Genomic DNA, 13716 nt, shown 5'->3' with positions numbered 1-13716 from the left:
GGACCACTCCGGGCGAAGGTCAGGCCGGGTCGATGCTCAGCACGGCCAGGAAGCCGCGGCCGGAAATCTCCGGAGCGTCATCGGAACCCACCACGGTGTCAAACCTGGCCAGCGCCTCATCGGCAGGCGAGACGGTGGCCGATCCCTGCAGCAGCACGGCATACTGGCCGGCAAACACGGGGTGCGGGCGCTTCTTGGACAGTTCCAGGATGGTGGCGTGGCCCGCGAAGGCCCCGCGCCGGGTGATGAGGTTGAGGTCCTTCAGCGCGCCCGTGGGCAGGGTGGCGGAGGTGTCGGAGTCCCCGGAAAAGCGGAACGGGCGGAACTTTTCCACGGCACGTTCGGCACCGTCCACGGTCAAGGCAATGAGTTCGCCGTCAATGATGGTGATGATCCGCTCCATGCCGGGAAACGCTGAAAACGCGCCGGCCTTGGCCACTTCGGCAATGCTGATGCGCCAGTCCCAGTTCGCGGGGTCCGGGCCCGCAGCCACCTGCCGGGTGACACCGCCGCCATTGGCCCACGGGGCAGCCTTCAACGCCGCGTAGCGAATGATCCCCACTACTTGTCGTCCACGTTCTTGACGCTGTAAACGTGCAGGCGCTTGGGGTCGGAGCGGCGCTTGCGTGTTTTCCGCTTGTAGTAGGCCCAGCCGCTGGTGATCGCAATCGAGACGCCAAACGCCAGGAAAATCTTCAGGGGCAGCGAAAAGCGGGCCAGGGACAGGACCATGATCATGGCCGCAAAACTGGCGAAGCTCACCACGATGTCCAGCCAATCGGCTTTGTTGCGCATGGCCCCAGCTTACGCGGTTTCGCACCTATTCACGCCCCTGCGAAACCCAGCTTGGGTCTTGGGCACGGAAACCGACGACGGCGTCCGCCGCCTTCCCGAGGACCTCCCGTTGCGCCGGGCTCAGCTCAAGGGCCAGTGCGCCCAGGTTTTCGTCAATCCGTTCGGCCCGCCGCGTGCCGGGGATGGGCACCACGGCAAGCCCGAAGGCCCGGCCCTGCCCGTACAGCCAGGCCAGGGCCACCTGCGCCGGCGTTGTTTCCCGGCCCAGCGCCCGGGTGAGTTCGCCCGCGACCTGCCGAACGGCGTCGGCCATTTGCTGGTTCGCCTCCAGCGCGCCCTCGGCGAAGCGGGGGATGTTGTGGCGGAAGTCGCCCGGGCCCAGGTCCTGCGCGTGGATGGTGCCGGTGAGGAAGCCGCGGCCCAGCGGGGAATAGGGGACCAGCCCAACGCCGAGTTCGGCCGCGGCGGGGACCACATGGGCCTCCACGTCGCGGCTCCAGATGGACCATTCGCTTTGGACTGCCGCAATGGGGTGGACGGCGTGGGCCGTGCGGAGCTCCTCCGCGGTGACCTCGGACAGGCCCAGGTGGCGGACCTTGCCGGCCGCCACCAGTTCCGCCATGGCGCCAACGGTCTCCTCGAGGGGCACGCGGACGTCGCGGCGGTGCATGTAGTACAGGTCAACGGAGTCGGTGCCGAGCCTGCGGAGGGATTCGTCGATGGCTTCCCTGACGTGGGCGGCGTCCCCGCGGATGTCCGAATATCCCGTGGCCGGGCTGCCCACCAGCGCGAACTTGGTGGCCAGCTGGACTTCGTTCCGCCGGGTCTTCAGCAGCTGGGCGATGAGCTCCTCATTGGAACCGCCCCCGTAGATGTTGGCCGTGTCAATGAAGGTCACGCCCGCGTCCACGGCATGGTGGAGGGTTTGGAGGGCCTCCGCCGGGTCCACCGCGCCGTAGACGGGGGTCAGTGCCATGCCGCCAAAGCCCAGCGGACTCACTTCAAGATTGTCTCCAAGCAGGATCCTGTTCATGGGCTCAAGGCTACGTCGCTCCGGGCAGCTGCGGGTAGGCACCGGCATCCGGATCACCCCGTCTTTGACCGGGGGAAGGCCGTGGCGGCAATAATGGAGACCATGACCGACGTGATTGCCGGGCGGTTTGCGCTGGAGGATCCCATCGCCCGAGGGGGAAGCGGCGTGATCTGGCGTGCCTTTGACCGGCGCACTGGGACAGAGTGCGCCGCGAAGGTGTTGCGGCGCAGGGATGCGGGCGATTTGCTGCGCTTCGTCCGGGAGCAGTCGATCCGGGTTGTTGGGCCCCATGTGCTGGCCCCGTATGCCTGGGCTGCCGAGGACGATGCCGTCGTGATAGCGAGCAAACTGGTCTCAGGAGGCCCGCTGAGCACCCTCCTGGGCGACTATGGGCCGCTGGCGGAGGGCACTGCGGCCGTGGTCCTTGACCAACTTTTGGAAGCCCTTGAGCACGTTCACGGTGCGGGGCTGGTCCATCGGGACGTGAAAACGGCCAATGTCCTCCTGGAGCCCACCGGTTCCGGGAGGATGGACATCCTGCTGACAGATTTTGGCCTCGCCGTCGGGTTGAAGGATCCGCGCCTGACGGAAACCGGCGCCGTGTTCGGCACGCCAGGCTACCTGGCCCCGGAGGTAAGCCGGGGATTGTCCGGGCCGCACCAGGGGCAGGACCTGTACGCGGCGGGCCAGCTTGCCGAGGCGCTGCTGTCCGGTGTGGAACCTGATCTGGCAGGGCACCGCGAGGGCGCGGAGGTGCGGGACCCGGCGCTGCGGGCAGTGCTGGGTGCATTGCGGGAGCCGGATCCTGCGCGTCGGCCGCCGTCGGCCACGGCTGCCCGGGCGTTGCTGGCTGCTGCCGGCAGGGATGATCAGCCGCGGACCCGGGACGGCGAACCCGTGGAGGTCCTTGAGCAGCTGGCCTCCAACGGGCATCCGCCGGGGCGGACCACGGACCTTGGAGACGTCCCCGCGGCGCCCCCGGAAACCCGGGTCATTTCCGGGCCCTTCGTGGAGGGCGGGCGGATCGTTGACGCGGGGACTGGTGCGGGGCGGGCGGCCCGGCCATGGTCGCCGTCGACTGGCGGGGTGAGGCGCAGGGCCGCCCTGCTCTGGACCGGCGTCGGAGTGTTGCTTTTGGCCGCGGGGGCCATTGGTGCCGTGGAGCTGTACGGCAACGTGGCACAGCAGCCAGCTCCCCATCCCGGGCAAACGGCCTCGACCCCCGCCGTCCCGCCGTCCGGCATGGCGAACCCGGGCTGCGGCTGGCAGGAGGAAGGCAACGCCACCACCATCAACGGGGTGCGAATGGTTTGCACGCGCCAGGGGGGCAGCTATCTGTGGCTTGGCCCTGACGGGCACCCTTAAGGACGACGGCGGAACACGAGCCAGGCGGCAGCCACGGCGAGCAGCGCGGCAACCCCGGTACCCATCCACACCCAGGGCGTGGCGGAACTGGCATTTCCGGCCGGCGCTCCGCTGGCGGCTGGCGAAGAGGGTGACTGGCCCTTGCTTGGCGTGGTTGTCGACGGGGCATCGGTGGGGCCCGCAGCTGCTGCGTAGCTCGGGCCCTGCGTGGGCGAGCCCACAACGTCGATTTGAAGCGTGTACGGGATGGCGGGGGACTGTCCGGCGGTGGTGGAAAGTCCGGTCTTCAAGCGAACGTAGTAGTCGCCGTCGATCGCGTAGGCCTGGATTCCTGCATCAGGCGACTGGCGGTTGTTGTATTCAACGGGAACCAGGGCGGAGCCGGACAAGGTGACCGGCCGCCTGCCCAGATCTGTCGACGCATTGGTACCGGTGGTTTCGCTCAGGGCCAGGTCGGTGCGCAGCGGGCTGCTGGCGGTTGAGCTGGCCAGGATGGCGCCCAGCCCGGATGAGCCCGGGGCAACGCCCGTGTGGAACGCGTATGCAAGCCGCTGGCCCCACTCCAAGTGCACTTTGACGAACACGGATTCGCCGGGAACTATCGAGTCGGCGTAGCTGCCCGGTTTCAGCAGTGGCGCATCGTTGAAGCTGGTGCCGGCCTGCATGGGTGTTGCGGTGCCGGCGTTGCCCACGGCAATTGCCGGCTGCTTGGCTGCAGGGCCCGGCAGCCCGGAGGCATCGGCTGCCGGCTCGGCGTGGTACAGCAGTTCCATGGCCAGCGGCTGTCCGTGGAACGCATCGCCGCCGCGTTCCACCTTCACGAGCAAATTCCCCTCGGTGGGGCATCCCTGGGGCCAATCGGGGCCTCCCACCTCGCCCGGGCTGAGCGTCACAGTAGTTGATTCGATGCTCTTGAGCAGGTTGAGCGACTGCGCCATCTTTTGGAAGTGGCAAGCGCCGGGGTCCGATGACGACAGTGTCAGCGAGGCGGACAGCAGGGACCCCGTGGGCGGGATGGAGGGCGTGATGATGGTTGCTGCCAGATACGGGGTCTCGCCCTTGTGCACGTCGATGGTGTAGTACTTCGAAGACGCCTGCGGGTAGGGCGTGTTCCCTATGGGCGTTGCTGCCGTATCCACATACTGACCGGGTTGAAGTTGCGGGGCACCTGCCGGAGTCTCGGTGCCCTTGATGGGTGACCCCACGGCCGAGTACGGCTTGATGGCTGACTGGACCCGGCGCTCCAAAGCCTTGGCCAGGCCGCTTGCCCCGGCAACGTCCGAATAGCTGCCACCGGTGGCCGAGGCAATGCAGGACAGCTGCGAACGGGCCGCGTCATCGACCCGGAAGCCCACTGTATGGACCACCAGGTCAAGCCCCTGGCTTTTTAGGTCCTTGGCCACCTGGCAGGGGTCCGGGGGTGCGCAGGTGTCGATGCCGTCGGAGACCAGCACAATGGAGCGGGGCCCGGTCCGGGGCAGGGCGGCTGCGGCCTTTTGAAGGGCTGCGCCGATGGGGGTGTAGCCGGATGCCTTGATGCCTGACACGACCGACTTGATCTTGCTGCCGTCGACGGCGGCAACGGGGGCGAGGATCTTGATGTCGCGGCAGCCGGCGGGCTTGTCCGAAGCGGCGGAACCCGTGGAGGTGCCATACACCTCAAGCCCCACATTGGCGCCCTTCGGCAATTGGTCCACGAGCGAAATGACTGCGTTCTTCGCGGCGTCGATGCGTGGACCCGGAGCATCCTGCGTGGCCATGGAGCCGGAGGCATCAAGGATGATCATGGTGGGCGTGTAGGCGTCGTCGGTGCTCGCCGTGACCGTGCTTGCGGTGCCCGCCGGGGCGGTGCCAGCGAAAGCCGAGGCGGGGACTCCGGCGGCGATGACGAGGACCGCCGGGAGCGCCAGTGCTGTGCGCCAGATTCGGTGTGTCATTCTCGGACAACCTCCTGTAGATTTGCAAATGCAACTGTTCTGAAAGCATATTTGCATATGCGAATGTTTCGCGCAACCCTCGCCGTTAAGGAGTCTGATGGATCAGCAGGCTGTTGTCGAGCAACAAATTGCCCTCTACGGGGAGCCGCTGGGAGCCCGGTTTTCCCGATTGACCTCCGCGTACCGCATCTCACAGGCCGGACTGGCCCAGGTGATCGGGCTCAGCCCGCCCATGCTCAGCCAGTTGTCCACGGCCCAACGGGTCAAAATCAGCAATCCGGCCGTCTACGGACGCTTGCTCAGGCTTGAGGAACTGGCCCAAACCGACGGCGTGAAGGCTGGCGATCCCCAGGTGCTGGAGGACGCCCTGACCGGGGTCGCGGCGTCCAATCCGGCATTGTCCACCAAGAGCCACTACGGTCAGGGGAGGGCGCAACTCACCACGCTGCTGGCGGAGTTTGTCAGCCCCGGGGAGTTAAGGGAAGGCGCTGCAGCAACGCATGGGGCGCTTTCGGAATTGCTCGAAGCCGCCGCCCGGCACGCAGCAAGCCGGGGGGCGGCAAACCAGCAGGACACGGGGCGGGAAGGCCTGCCCGGCTAGCGGTACACCCCGACGAACGGCCGGCTGGTGGGCACTATCTGCTTGCCCAGCGGCATGAGGGAAACGGGGATCAGCTTGAGGTTTGCGATGGCCAGCGGGATGCCAATAATGGTGATCGCCATGGCAATCGCGGACGTGACGTGGGCTATGGCAATCCAGATGCCGGCCACCAAAAGCCAGATGACATTGCCCAGGGTGGTGGCCACGCCGGCACCGCCGGGCTTGTCCACCACTGTCCGCCCAAACGGCCACAACGCGTAGCCGGCAATCCGGAAGGATGCGATGCCCCACGGGATGGTGACGACCAGGATGCAGCACACGAAACCGGCCAGGACGTAGCCAAGCGCCAGCCACAGGCCGCCGAATACCAGCCAAATAATGTTCAGAAGAGTCTTCACACGTCCATTCTCCCGTGTCCGGGCGAACGCGCCATCAGGGACCACCCTGAGCGTTCCCCTGATCTTTCGCCCAGTCGCCGGTGCTACGCTAATTTGCACCATGGATTGGCACGCACCCTAAAGGCAGGACACTGATCAACGATGGACGCCGGCACGGTTTTCCTGATCATTTCGCTAGTGATCATCGCCATTGTGCTGGGCGCCGGCATCACCATTGCGGTGCTGGTGTCCCGCGGCGTCCTGGGACTGGTGAAACTGTCCAAGCCCAAGATTGAATCCGCCAAGCGAACTGCCCTCAAGGCCCGGGCGCAGTCCACCGCCGGTCCCCTGGGTGATGTCATGAAGCAGCGGGTCCGCCTCCAGGAATCCCTCGATGCAACCCAGCGCAGCCTGGCCGTGGCCCAGAGCACGCGCCAGTACACAGGCAACCTGGATGCCATTTTCCGCACCCTCCAGCAGGCCGGCTCGGTGCTGGAAAACCAGCTGGCCGTGGCGCAAAGGGAGCCGGACCCGGCCGTGCAGGCCGCCTACGCCAAGACCTTGGGCGGCCAGGTGGAGCAGGTGGCCCAAACCTCCAAGGGCATCCGCAGCGCCCTGGCCGCAGCCGCCGCGCCCATGACCGACGTCGACGTCAAGGACCTCACCCGCACGCTGGAAATCGAGGCGACCATGCTGAAAAACTGGTCCGCCACCTACACGGACCTCGGCGAATCCTGAGCCGCCGTGGGAGTGTTTGACCGCCTCGCCGGCGCTTTCCGGCGCCCCGCCAAGCACGACGCCGGTGCCTCCGCGGGCGGCCAGCTCACCATGGGTGACGCGCAGCTCAAGCAGCTGGCCGCGCTGGCCCGGATGCGCCGCGGCGTGGCCGACGTTTCCGTCAGCCGCCAGCGCCTGGACCTCCAGGCAGCGGACCTCCAAAAGGCCCTCGACTCGCTCGATTCACAGGCCTCAGCTGCCACTGACGCGGGCGATTCCGGGGCTGCCCAAACGGCGCAGGGCAGGCAGGTGGTCATGGCCGAGCAATTGGCTGACATCCTCTCCCAGCGCGACGCCCTGGCGGAACAGGAGGCCATGCTGGCCGCCGAGCTGGCCCAGCTGCAGGCCCGCGTTGCCGGCTTCAACGTCACCGCGGAGACCCTCAAGGCCGCCCAGTCCGCGGCGGAGGCCCGGCAAAACATCGCCCGCTCCCTGAAGGACCTCCAGGACCCCTAACCGATCCTCCCTCAGTTTTTGCGGCCTTTTCCCCAACGCCCCCTCACCTCGTGCTGTCTTTTTCGAAACGCTCCGTCACTTCCTTGCATGGCGACCGGCGGGCAAACAGCCACCGTGAGAGTTGCGAGGGAGCGTCGCCGGAAAAACCGCGAAAGATGAGGGAGGGTCGTGGAGAAATGGCCATAAAGTGAGGGAGGGTGTGGGGGAATGGGGCGTTTGATGAGGGAGGGTTTGGTCAGCGCTCCGTGACGTCGCCGGTGGCTGTGTCGAAGCTGAAGGACCTCGCTGCCGTGCCTAAGCCGGATTCAAGCGTGAATGAAACGTCTGCCCGCCCGGCTGCGATTTCTGCGGCCGTCACCGTGTGGTTCGCAGTGAACGCGACATTGGCCCCCGGCCCGAGCTCTTCCGTGCCGGCCACTGCGGCACCGTCCACCCGGACCGCGATGCCGGCTGATTCCTTGCCACGATTTTCCACCCGGCCGCTGAAGGCCAGGAGGTCGCCCTCCTTGTAACCCGGCGCCGCGGGGCCGTAATTGAGGTCCTGTGACTCGCGGTTGGACAGCACCTGCGGAGCGTCGTCCGTGTAGCCCTGGCCCACTTCCTTCCATGCCGAAGGGTCCCAGTCGCCGTCCGTCTGGGCCAGCGTGTGGCTCTCGCCAATGCTCTGCCACACCTCGGGCCGCGCAGGCGTGACGGAACGCAGCACCACGTCCAAGGCGAGATCGCCGGCGAAGGAGGTGCCGCCGTCGTGCGTCAAGGCCGCGGCCGGAGAGGCCAGCAGCTCCCGGGGCTCGACGGCAGTGAACACAATTTCCTGGTAGCCCTGCCGTTCGTAGAGCACGCCGATCCTGCCGTCGGGGAGCCGTGCCGCCGTGGAGTATTCCGAGCTACCGGGGCACAGGGCCACGGCCCAAGGCCAGCTGGCGCCGTTGTCCTGCGAGAGCTTGAGGACCGTGTTGCGGCGGAGCGCGGAGTCGTGGTTGTGGGTGGCGATGAGCCAGTTTGCCGTTTCCGGGACGGCGAGGCCGGGCACGTTGGGGAGGCCGTCGAAGCGGACCAGCGAGCCGTTGTCGCTGGGATCGGGCAGTTCCGGGTGCGGCACGGCGGGCGAGTAGCTGTGGCCGCCGTCCACGGATTTTGCGGTGAGCCGGTGCGGGGTGGCGCGCGAGTGCAGTAGCAGGGTCCCGTCGGCGAGGGCGGCAACCTTGTTCTCGTTGGCGCGGTCCAGGCCTGTCGTGGGGACGAATTCGCCCAGAGTCCACGTGTCCCCGTGGTCATCGCTATAGGCGCTCGCGGCCTTGATTTCGCCGTCGTGCAGGACCACGAACTGCTGTACCAGGCGGCCGGCAAACGGGCCGGCATGGATCTGGATACCCGCGCCCGCGGCGGCGAACAGCCCGGTGATGCCCTCTCGTTTGAGCATGGGGGTAAGGCGGCGGTGTTCCCAGGTGGCGCCGTCGTCGTCGGAAAAGCTGAGGTCGGCATGCTGGATGGCGTCCTCGTCGTCGAGCCCCCCGACCGCCTCGAAGAAGCCGGCGTGCGTGCCCGCGGCGTGGAAGAGGAAGATGCGCCCGGTGTGGGTGTCCACGAGCAGGCTGGGGTCGCCGTAGCCGTCCAGGCCGGTGCCGGTGCGGACGGTTTGCTGCGGTCCCCAGCTGTGGCCGTTGTCGGTGCTGCGGCGCAGGAGGAGGTCGATGGGGTTGGGGAGGTCGTCCAGGTTGGGGCGGCCGTCGTAGGCTGCCAGCAGCGTGCCGCAGGTGGACACCGCCAGTGCGGGGATGCGGTACTGGCGGTGGCCGCCCAGGCCGCGGCGGGCCAGGACATGTTCAGGGCGGGAAGTCATGCCTACTAGCGTAGGGCCTTCTTCCGGCGGCTTACTTGTAGAGGGACTTCAGCCCGGCCTCGTCGTAGCGGGTGCCCGCGGTGGTGCCGGCAGGGGCGGCCGCGTCCAGGGCCTGGAGGTCTTGGGCGGACAGCTCAATGCCGGCGGCCGCCACGTTTTCCTCCAGGTACGTGCGGCGCTTGGTGCCGGGGATGGCGCAGACACCCTGGGCCAACACCCAAGCCAGGGCCAGCTGGCCCGCGGTGACGCCCTTGTCGGTGGCCAGCGCCTTGATCCGGTCCACCAATGCCAGGTTGGCCGCGAGGTTTTCGGGCGTGAAGCGGGGCATGGCACGGCGCCAGTCACCCTCGGGGAGGTCGTCCGGGGTGCTGATCTTGCCGGTCAGGAAGCCCCTGCCCAGCGGGGAGTAGGCCACGTAGCCGATGCCGAGCTCTCGGACGGTGTCCAGCACGCCGTTTCCCTCAGGCTCGCGTTCAAAAATGGAGTATTCGGTCTGCAAGGCGGTGATGGGGTGGACGGCATGCGCCCTGCGGATGGTTTCCGGGGCCGCCTCGGAAAGGCCCAGGTAACGCACCTTGCCTTCCTGGACGAACTCCGCCATGGCGCCCACCGTCTCCTCGATGGGCGTGTTGGGATCCACCCGGTGCAGATAGTACAGGTCAACGGTCTCGGTTTGGAGGTTGCGCAGGGAACGCTCCAAGGCTTTGCGTGCGTAGGCGGGGCTGCCGTTCACAGGCGCGCGGCCGCCGTCGTCTGTAATCTCGGTGCCGAACTTGGTGGCCAGGGTGAATTCACCGCGCCGGTGCCCAATGGCCTTGGCGATCAGCTGTTCATTGAGGAAGGGCCCGTAAAGTTCGGCAGTGTCTAGCAGGGTGACCCCAAGATCAAGGGCACGGTTCAGCGTGGCGGAGGATTCGGCGTCGTCCCGGTCCCCGTAAAACGCGCTCATGCCCATGGCGCCCAGGCCCTCGACGGAAACTTCCAGTCCCTGGCTGCCCAATCTCATCGTTTTCATGGTTTCCTCGTGCTCGCGTGGCTGGCCGTTCGGAGGCGTTCCGGGCGGTGGGTTTCATGAAAATGCTCCTGCAGTTGGCGCTGCGGGGCAAGGGGTGCGGGGCTGGCAGTTCGCTGGCAGTTCACCATGTCAGGCGACGGTGATGCCCAGGTGCGCGGCAATAATGGGTGCCAGCAGGCCCAACTGGTAGTCGTCAATGACTGCGCCGGCAAGGGAGCCGACGCCGTTGAGGGTGCGGAAATCTGTGCTCCGGAGGTCCACGTCCGCCAGTGTGGCCTGCTGGATGTCCAGGGTGCCGATGCGGCAATTCCTCAAGGCCAGGCGCGTTATTTTGGCGCCGCCCAGGTCCAATTCGCCAATGATGCAGTCGCTGATCTGCACGTCGGTGATCTTGGACGAACGCAGGTTGAGGAAGTCCAGTTTGCCGCCGTCGATCCTCACGGACTGCCAGGTGCTGTCGTACAGTTCGGCGGAACCCCAGCGCGGCGTGGTGATTTCCACTTCGCGCCAGCTGGTGCGGGAGGCCTTGAATACGGGGGCGAAACTGTCCGCCAGCACCGTGTCGCGGAAGCGGGTGCCGCGCAATTGGGTGTCATTGAACGTCGGTGCCTCCAGCTGGCATTCCAGGAAATCCGTGGAGGTCAGGTCGGCGCCGTCGAACGCCGTGCGCTCAAAGCGCTGGCCGTCGTAGGTGTCCCCCGGGCCGAAGAATGAGTCGTCGTTTTCGTTCAGATTGCTGAGCCGGATGGGCGAGAGACGGGGAGGTCGGGGAGCGGAATTTGCGGCCATTGGACAAGACTACCGAGCGTTGGTGCCGGGGGATTTCTGATAACTACCGGCCGACGTCATCGTCCCAGCTGCGGACGGTTCCGTGCGCGCTCATGCCAGCCGTTCGATGAGGCGGAACCGCTGCAGCACCAGCATGGTGTTTTCATCCACGGTGAATCCGGGATCATTGAGGGCCGCACGCATGTCATCGGAGTGCCAGTAATCCTCGTGGCCCGCCCGCCACTGCGCAACCGTGGCGAAGCCCTCGCCTTCATCCGTGGCATGCTGCAGGTCCACATCCGCCAGCCGTGCCCGGCGCACCTCAGTGACTTCGATAACGGCAACGGGCTTCCCTGCGGAATCGACCACCACCTCGCGATCCCCGGGTTTGGGCACTTCCTCCTGCTCTACCTCGTATTCACGGGCTGTTCCCGTGGTGGAAGTCTTGGTGCCGTCCAGAATTGCCGCCACCAGCTGGTCCCGAAGCGGTCCGGGGAAGGCGAACTCGGCGATCGGGAGGGTGCTGTAGTCCATCAGGGGGCCTTCCTCTGCCATGATTTGGATCAATCGTGCTAATTCGGTGGTGAGGTTGCTTTGCGCCTGGGCGGCCCATAGTTCCCGGCCCCGCATGGTGTGAAAGAGCGGTTCGAGCGCCAGTAGTTGGCGTACGACGGCGGCTCTCCCCTTGTCGAAGTCGTGTTGGGGGATGTGGGCATAATCTTCACGAACCCCCGCCAGGTAGCGGGCATACTCATCCGGTGACCCGCCGAGGACGGCGAGGTCCGCATCGCACAGGAGGGCTCCGGCGCGGTCAGTTTCCGCAGGGGAGTGGTTGGCCGTCAGGCGGACAAGGCGTGCCACCTCGGATGCTTCTTCGGGAGGAACCAGGTTTTTTAAGCGCACTTGTGCCAATGTGGCGGATTCCTCCTCGTCGACACCGGCAACACCGTTGTAGACGGCGTCATGAAACCAGGCGGCCAGCACCACAGGTCGTGCGGGGTTGCCGTCCGTGAGCAGGTCCAGTGCCTCCAGCACGGCCAGGAGGTGGGTGCCCGAGTGGTAGTGCCGGTGGGATTCATTCCAGCGGCCAAGCAGTTCCTCGCCTGTGGCTGCGTGCCCCGGCAGGATCGAATCCCATCGGTACTGAAGTGCCGTGCCCACTGCCTTGCTGCGGTGGCGCGCCTTGACCCTCAACCCGGAAGAAGCCAGCGCGCGGACCAGATCCTTGCCGGACACCGGCCGGGCGCCGGCTGCCACCAGCTCGGAATAGATCCGCTCCGGCACGTCGTAGTGGTCCAGGTCGAAGGCCCGCCCGGTCACGCCGGCCGCCGCGGCAAACTCGTGGAGTTCGGCCAGGGAGCTGTCCGAGACCAGGTGGGAGAAAACTGTTCCATGTGCGGGCCAGAGCGGCGGATCGATCAAGATCATGGCCCTAGCCTAAGCCTTGGGTGCCGCTAGACAACGCGGACGCCTGCGCGATAGACCGCTGCGACCTGGTGGATGGCGGTGATGTCCGCCAGCGGATTGCCTGTGACGGCCAGCAGGTCCGCGTCCCAGCCAGGTGCAATTCGCCCTGCCCGGCCGTCCAGCCCGCAGGCCGCGGCCGCCGTCGCCGTGGCTGCCTCCAGCGCGGCCGCTGCCCCTACGCCGGCTGCGGCAAATTGCTCGACCGCGTATGGCAGTACGGTGGGGGGCTTGGCCGCATTGATGCCGCTGTCCGGACCGAGCGTGATCCTGACGCCCCGGTCCGCCATGTTCTTCACATGGGCAAGAATGCGGGGCATGAGGCTCTCCATGAACGGATTGGCATGCACGCCCGGCAACAAGCCAAGGGTGACGGACACGATTGTGCCGGACACCGCGGCCGCCTCGATGATCTCCGGATCCGGCTCCATCCCGGTGGCCGTCATGAAGCTGGCATGTTCCAGGGTGTCGAAACCGGCCGCCAGCGCGTCGTGGATGCCTTGCCGGCCGTGGGCGTGGGCAGCCGTCGGCAGGCCGTGGAAGTGGGCCCTTTCCGCCGCGGCGCGCAGCACTCCCAAGGAATACTGCGATTCATGTGGCGCTGTGGTGGGAGTCATCCGTCCGCCCGTTGCCATGACCTTGATAACGTCGACTCCCCGCAGTGCATGGTCGTCGACGGCGGCGGTGACGGTCTCGGCGTCGTCGGCCTCGCAGCCCAGAAACCAGCAGTGCCCGCCCGTCGTGGTGATGGGAGGGCCTGCGGCCACGATGCGCGGGCCCGCTGCCGGCCGGGTGGCTGTTTCCGCGCGCAGCGTCAGCGAGAGGAAGCCCCGGTCGCCAAGGTCGCGGACAGTTGTAATGCCGTGGTCCAGCATGGCCCGGGCTCTCCGGCTCATCGCGTCCGCCAGATCCTGGTCCGACGCGGATTGGACGTTCGCGGCCGCCGCGTCGCTGGCATCGAAGACCAGGTGGGAGTGGGCGTCGATCAGGCCCGGTAGCAGTGTTGCCTCGCCAAGATCGTGAACCGGCATGAGGCCGTCCACCTTGGTTCCGGAGGTTTCGATGGCGCTGATACGGCCCATGGCCACGACCACCGTGGTCCGGTTGGCGGGCAACATTGCCGTGCCGTCAAAGATGTGGCGTGCACGGATGGCGAACCGCGGGGGTTCCCGTCCTGCCTCGGCCATGCTGGTTCGCCGCCGTGATCCCGGAGCCGTCTAGCAATGCCGGCACGGCGGAATGATCAAGATCATGGCATTAGCTTAGGCGTTTCAGGGCCTGGCAT

13 protein-coding genes and 2 pseudogenes are annotated in these 13716 nt (G+C 66.8%); 4 read left to right on the top strand and 11 right to left on the bottom strand.

Annotation, left to right across the window (positions count from 1 at the left end; all coding sequences use genetic code 11):
* Nucleotides 1-19 precede the first annotated feature (19 nt).
* The 3 genes from LPN03_RS04330 to LPN03_RS04320 are packed head-to-tail and all read right to left on the bottom strand — an operon-like array spanning nucleotide 20 to nucleotide 1828.
* Nucleotides 20-562, bottom strand: coding sequence for a HutD family protein (locus LPN03_RS04330; protein ID WP_262453246.1), 543 nt, complete (start codon nucleotides 560-562; stop codon nucleotides 20-22).
* On the bottom strand, nucleotides 562-795 hold the full coding sequence (locus LPN03_RS04325; RefSeq protein WP_165181651.1) for a hypothetical protein: 234 nt from the start codon (nucleotides 793-795) through the stop codon (nucleotides 562-564). Before LPN03_RS04325 ends, LPN03_RS04330 begins: the two co-directional genes overlap by 1 nt.
* A 25-nt stretch (nucleotides 796-820) precedes the next feature.
* A complete protein-coding gene (locus LPN03_RS04320; RefSeq protein ID WP_165181650.1) occupies nucleotides 821-1828 on the bottom strand; it encodes an aldo/keto reductase in 1008 nt (335 codons plus the stop codon).
* A gap of 102 nt (nucleotides 1829-1930) precedes the next feature.
* Here LPN03_RS04320 and LPN03_RS04315 point away from each other — a divergent pair, with 102 nt between their 5' ends.
* Nucleotides 1931-3193, top strand: coding sequence for a serine/threonine-protein kinase (locus LPN03_RS04315; RefSeq protein WP_262453245.1), 1263 nt, complete (start codon nucleotides 1931-1933; stop codon nucleotides 3191-3193).
* On the opposite strand, the gene LPN03_RS04310 is transcribed toward LPN03_RS04315, so the two are convergent.
* A complete protein-coding gene (locus LPN03_RS04310; protein ID WP_262453244.1) occupies nucleotides 3190-5130 on the bottom strand; it encodes a vWA domain-containing protein in 1941 nt (646 codons plus the stop codon). The genes LPN03_RS04315 and LPN03_RS04310 overlap by 4 nt on opposite strands.
* 97 nt (nucleotides 5131-5227) lie before the next feature.
* Here LPN03_RS04310 and LPN03_RS04305 point away from each other — a divergent pair, with 97 nt between their 5' ends.
* Entirely contained in the window at nucleotides 5228-5731 is a 504-nt protein-coding gene (locus tag LPN03_RS04305; protein ID WP_165181647.1) for an XRE family transcriptional regulator, read from the top strand.
* Here LPN03_RS04305 and LPN03_RS04300 read toward each other — a convergent pair.
* Nucleotides 5728-6129, bottom strand: a complete 402-nt coding sequence (locus LPN03_RS04300) for a YccF domain-containing protein (protein ID WP_262453243.1) — start codon at nucleotides 6127-6129, stop codon at nucleotides 5728-5730. The two genes, LPN03_RS04305 and LPN03_RS04300, sit on opposite strands and share 4 nt — an antisense overlap.
* Before the next feature lie 141 nt (nucleotides 6130-6270).
* Between LPN03_RS04300 and LPN03_RS04295 the strand changes: the two genes are divergently transcribed.
* Both LPN03_RS04295 and LPN03_RS04290 read left to right on the top strand, forming a co-directional pair.
* Nucleotides 6271-6846 (top strand): hypothetical protein, encoded by a 576-nt coding sequence (locus LPN03_RS04295; protein WP_165181645.1) that lies wholly within the window; start codon nucleotides 6271-6273, stop codon nucleotides 6844-6846.
* A gap of 6 nt (nucleotides 6847-6852) precedes the next feature.
* Complete coding sequence (locus tag LPN03_RS04290) at nucleotides 6853-7341, top strand: PspA/IM30 family protein (RefSeq protein ID WP_262453242.1); 489 nt, start codon at nucleotides 6853-6855, stop codon at nucleotides 7339-7341.
* Between the two features lie 235 nt (nucleotides 7342-7576).
* Here LPN03_RS04290 and LPN03_RS04285 read toward each other — a convergent pair whose 3' ends face one another.
* From LPN03_RS04285 to LPN03_RS04260, 6 genes and pseudogenes are all read right to left on the bottom strand, one after another.
* Entirely contained in the window at nucleotides 7577-9184 is a 1608-nt protein-coding gene (locus LPN03_RS04285; RefSeq protein WP_262453241.1) for a sialidase family protein, read from the bottom strand.
* Nucleotides 9185-9215: 31 nt separating this feature from the next.
* On the bottom strand, nucleotides 9216-10199 hold the full coding sequence (locus tag LPN03_RS04280; protein ID WP_262453240.1) for an aldo/keto reductase: 984 nt from the start codon (nucleotides 10197-10199) through the stop codon (nucleotides 9216-9218).
* Between the two features lie 129 nt (nucleotides 10200-10328).
* The gene (locus tag LPN03_RS04275) at nucleotides 10329-10988 is read right to left on the bottom strand and encodes a pentapeptide repeat-containing protein (protein ID WP_262453239.1); all 660 of its coding nucleotides are present in this window, start codon (nucleotides 10986-10988) and stop codon (nucleotides 10329-10331) included.
* A 90-nt stretch (nucleotides 10989-11078) separates the two neighbouring features.
* Nucleotides 11079-11438, bottom strand: a pseudogene (locus tag LPN03_RS04270) (ASCH domain-containing protein); the annotation flags it as partial.
* A gap of 99 nt (nucleotides 11439-11537) precedes the next feature.
* Nucleotides 11538-12395, bottom strand: a pseudogene (locus LPN03_RS04265) (DUF4031 domain-containing protein); the annotation flags it as partial.
* Nucleotides 12396-12421: 26 nt separating this feature from the next.
* Complete coding sequence (locus tag LPN03_RS04260) at nucleotides 12422-13618, bottom strand: amidohydrolase family protein (RefSeq protein WP_262453238.1); 1197 nt, start codon at nucleotides 13616-13618, stop codon at nucleotides 12422-12424.
* Nucleotides 13619-13716 lie beyond the last annotated feature (98 nt).

The sequence above is a fragment of the Arthrobacter sp. A2-55 genome (genome assembly GCF_025548615.1).
GTDB classification, from domain to species: domain Bacteria; phylum Actinomycetota; class Actinomycetes; order Actinomycetales; family Micrococcaceae; genus Specibacter; species Specibacter silviterrae.
This window is presented reverse-complemented; position numbering and strand designations above follow the sequence as displayed.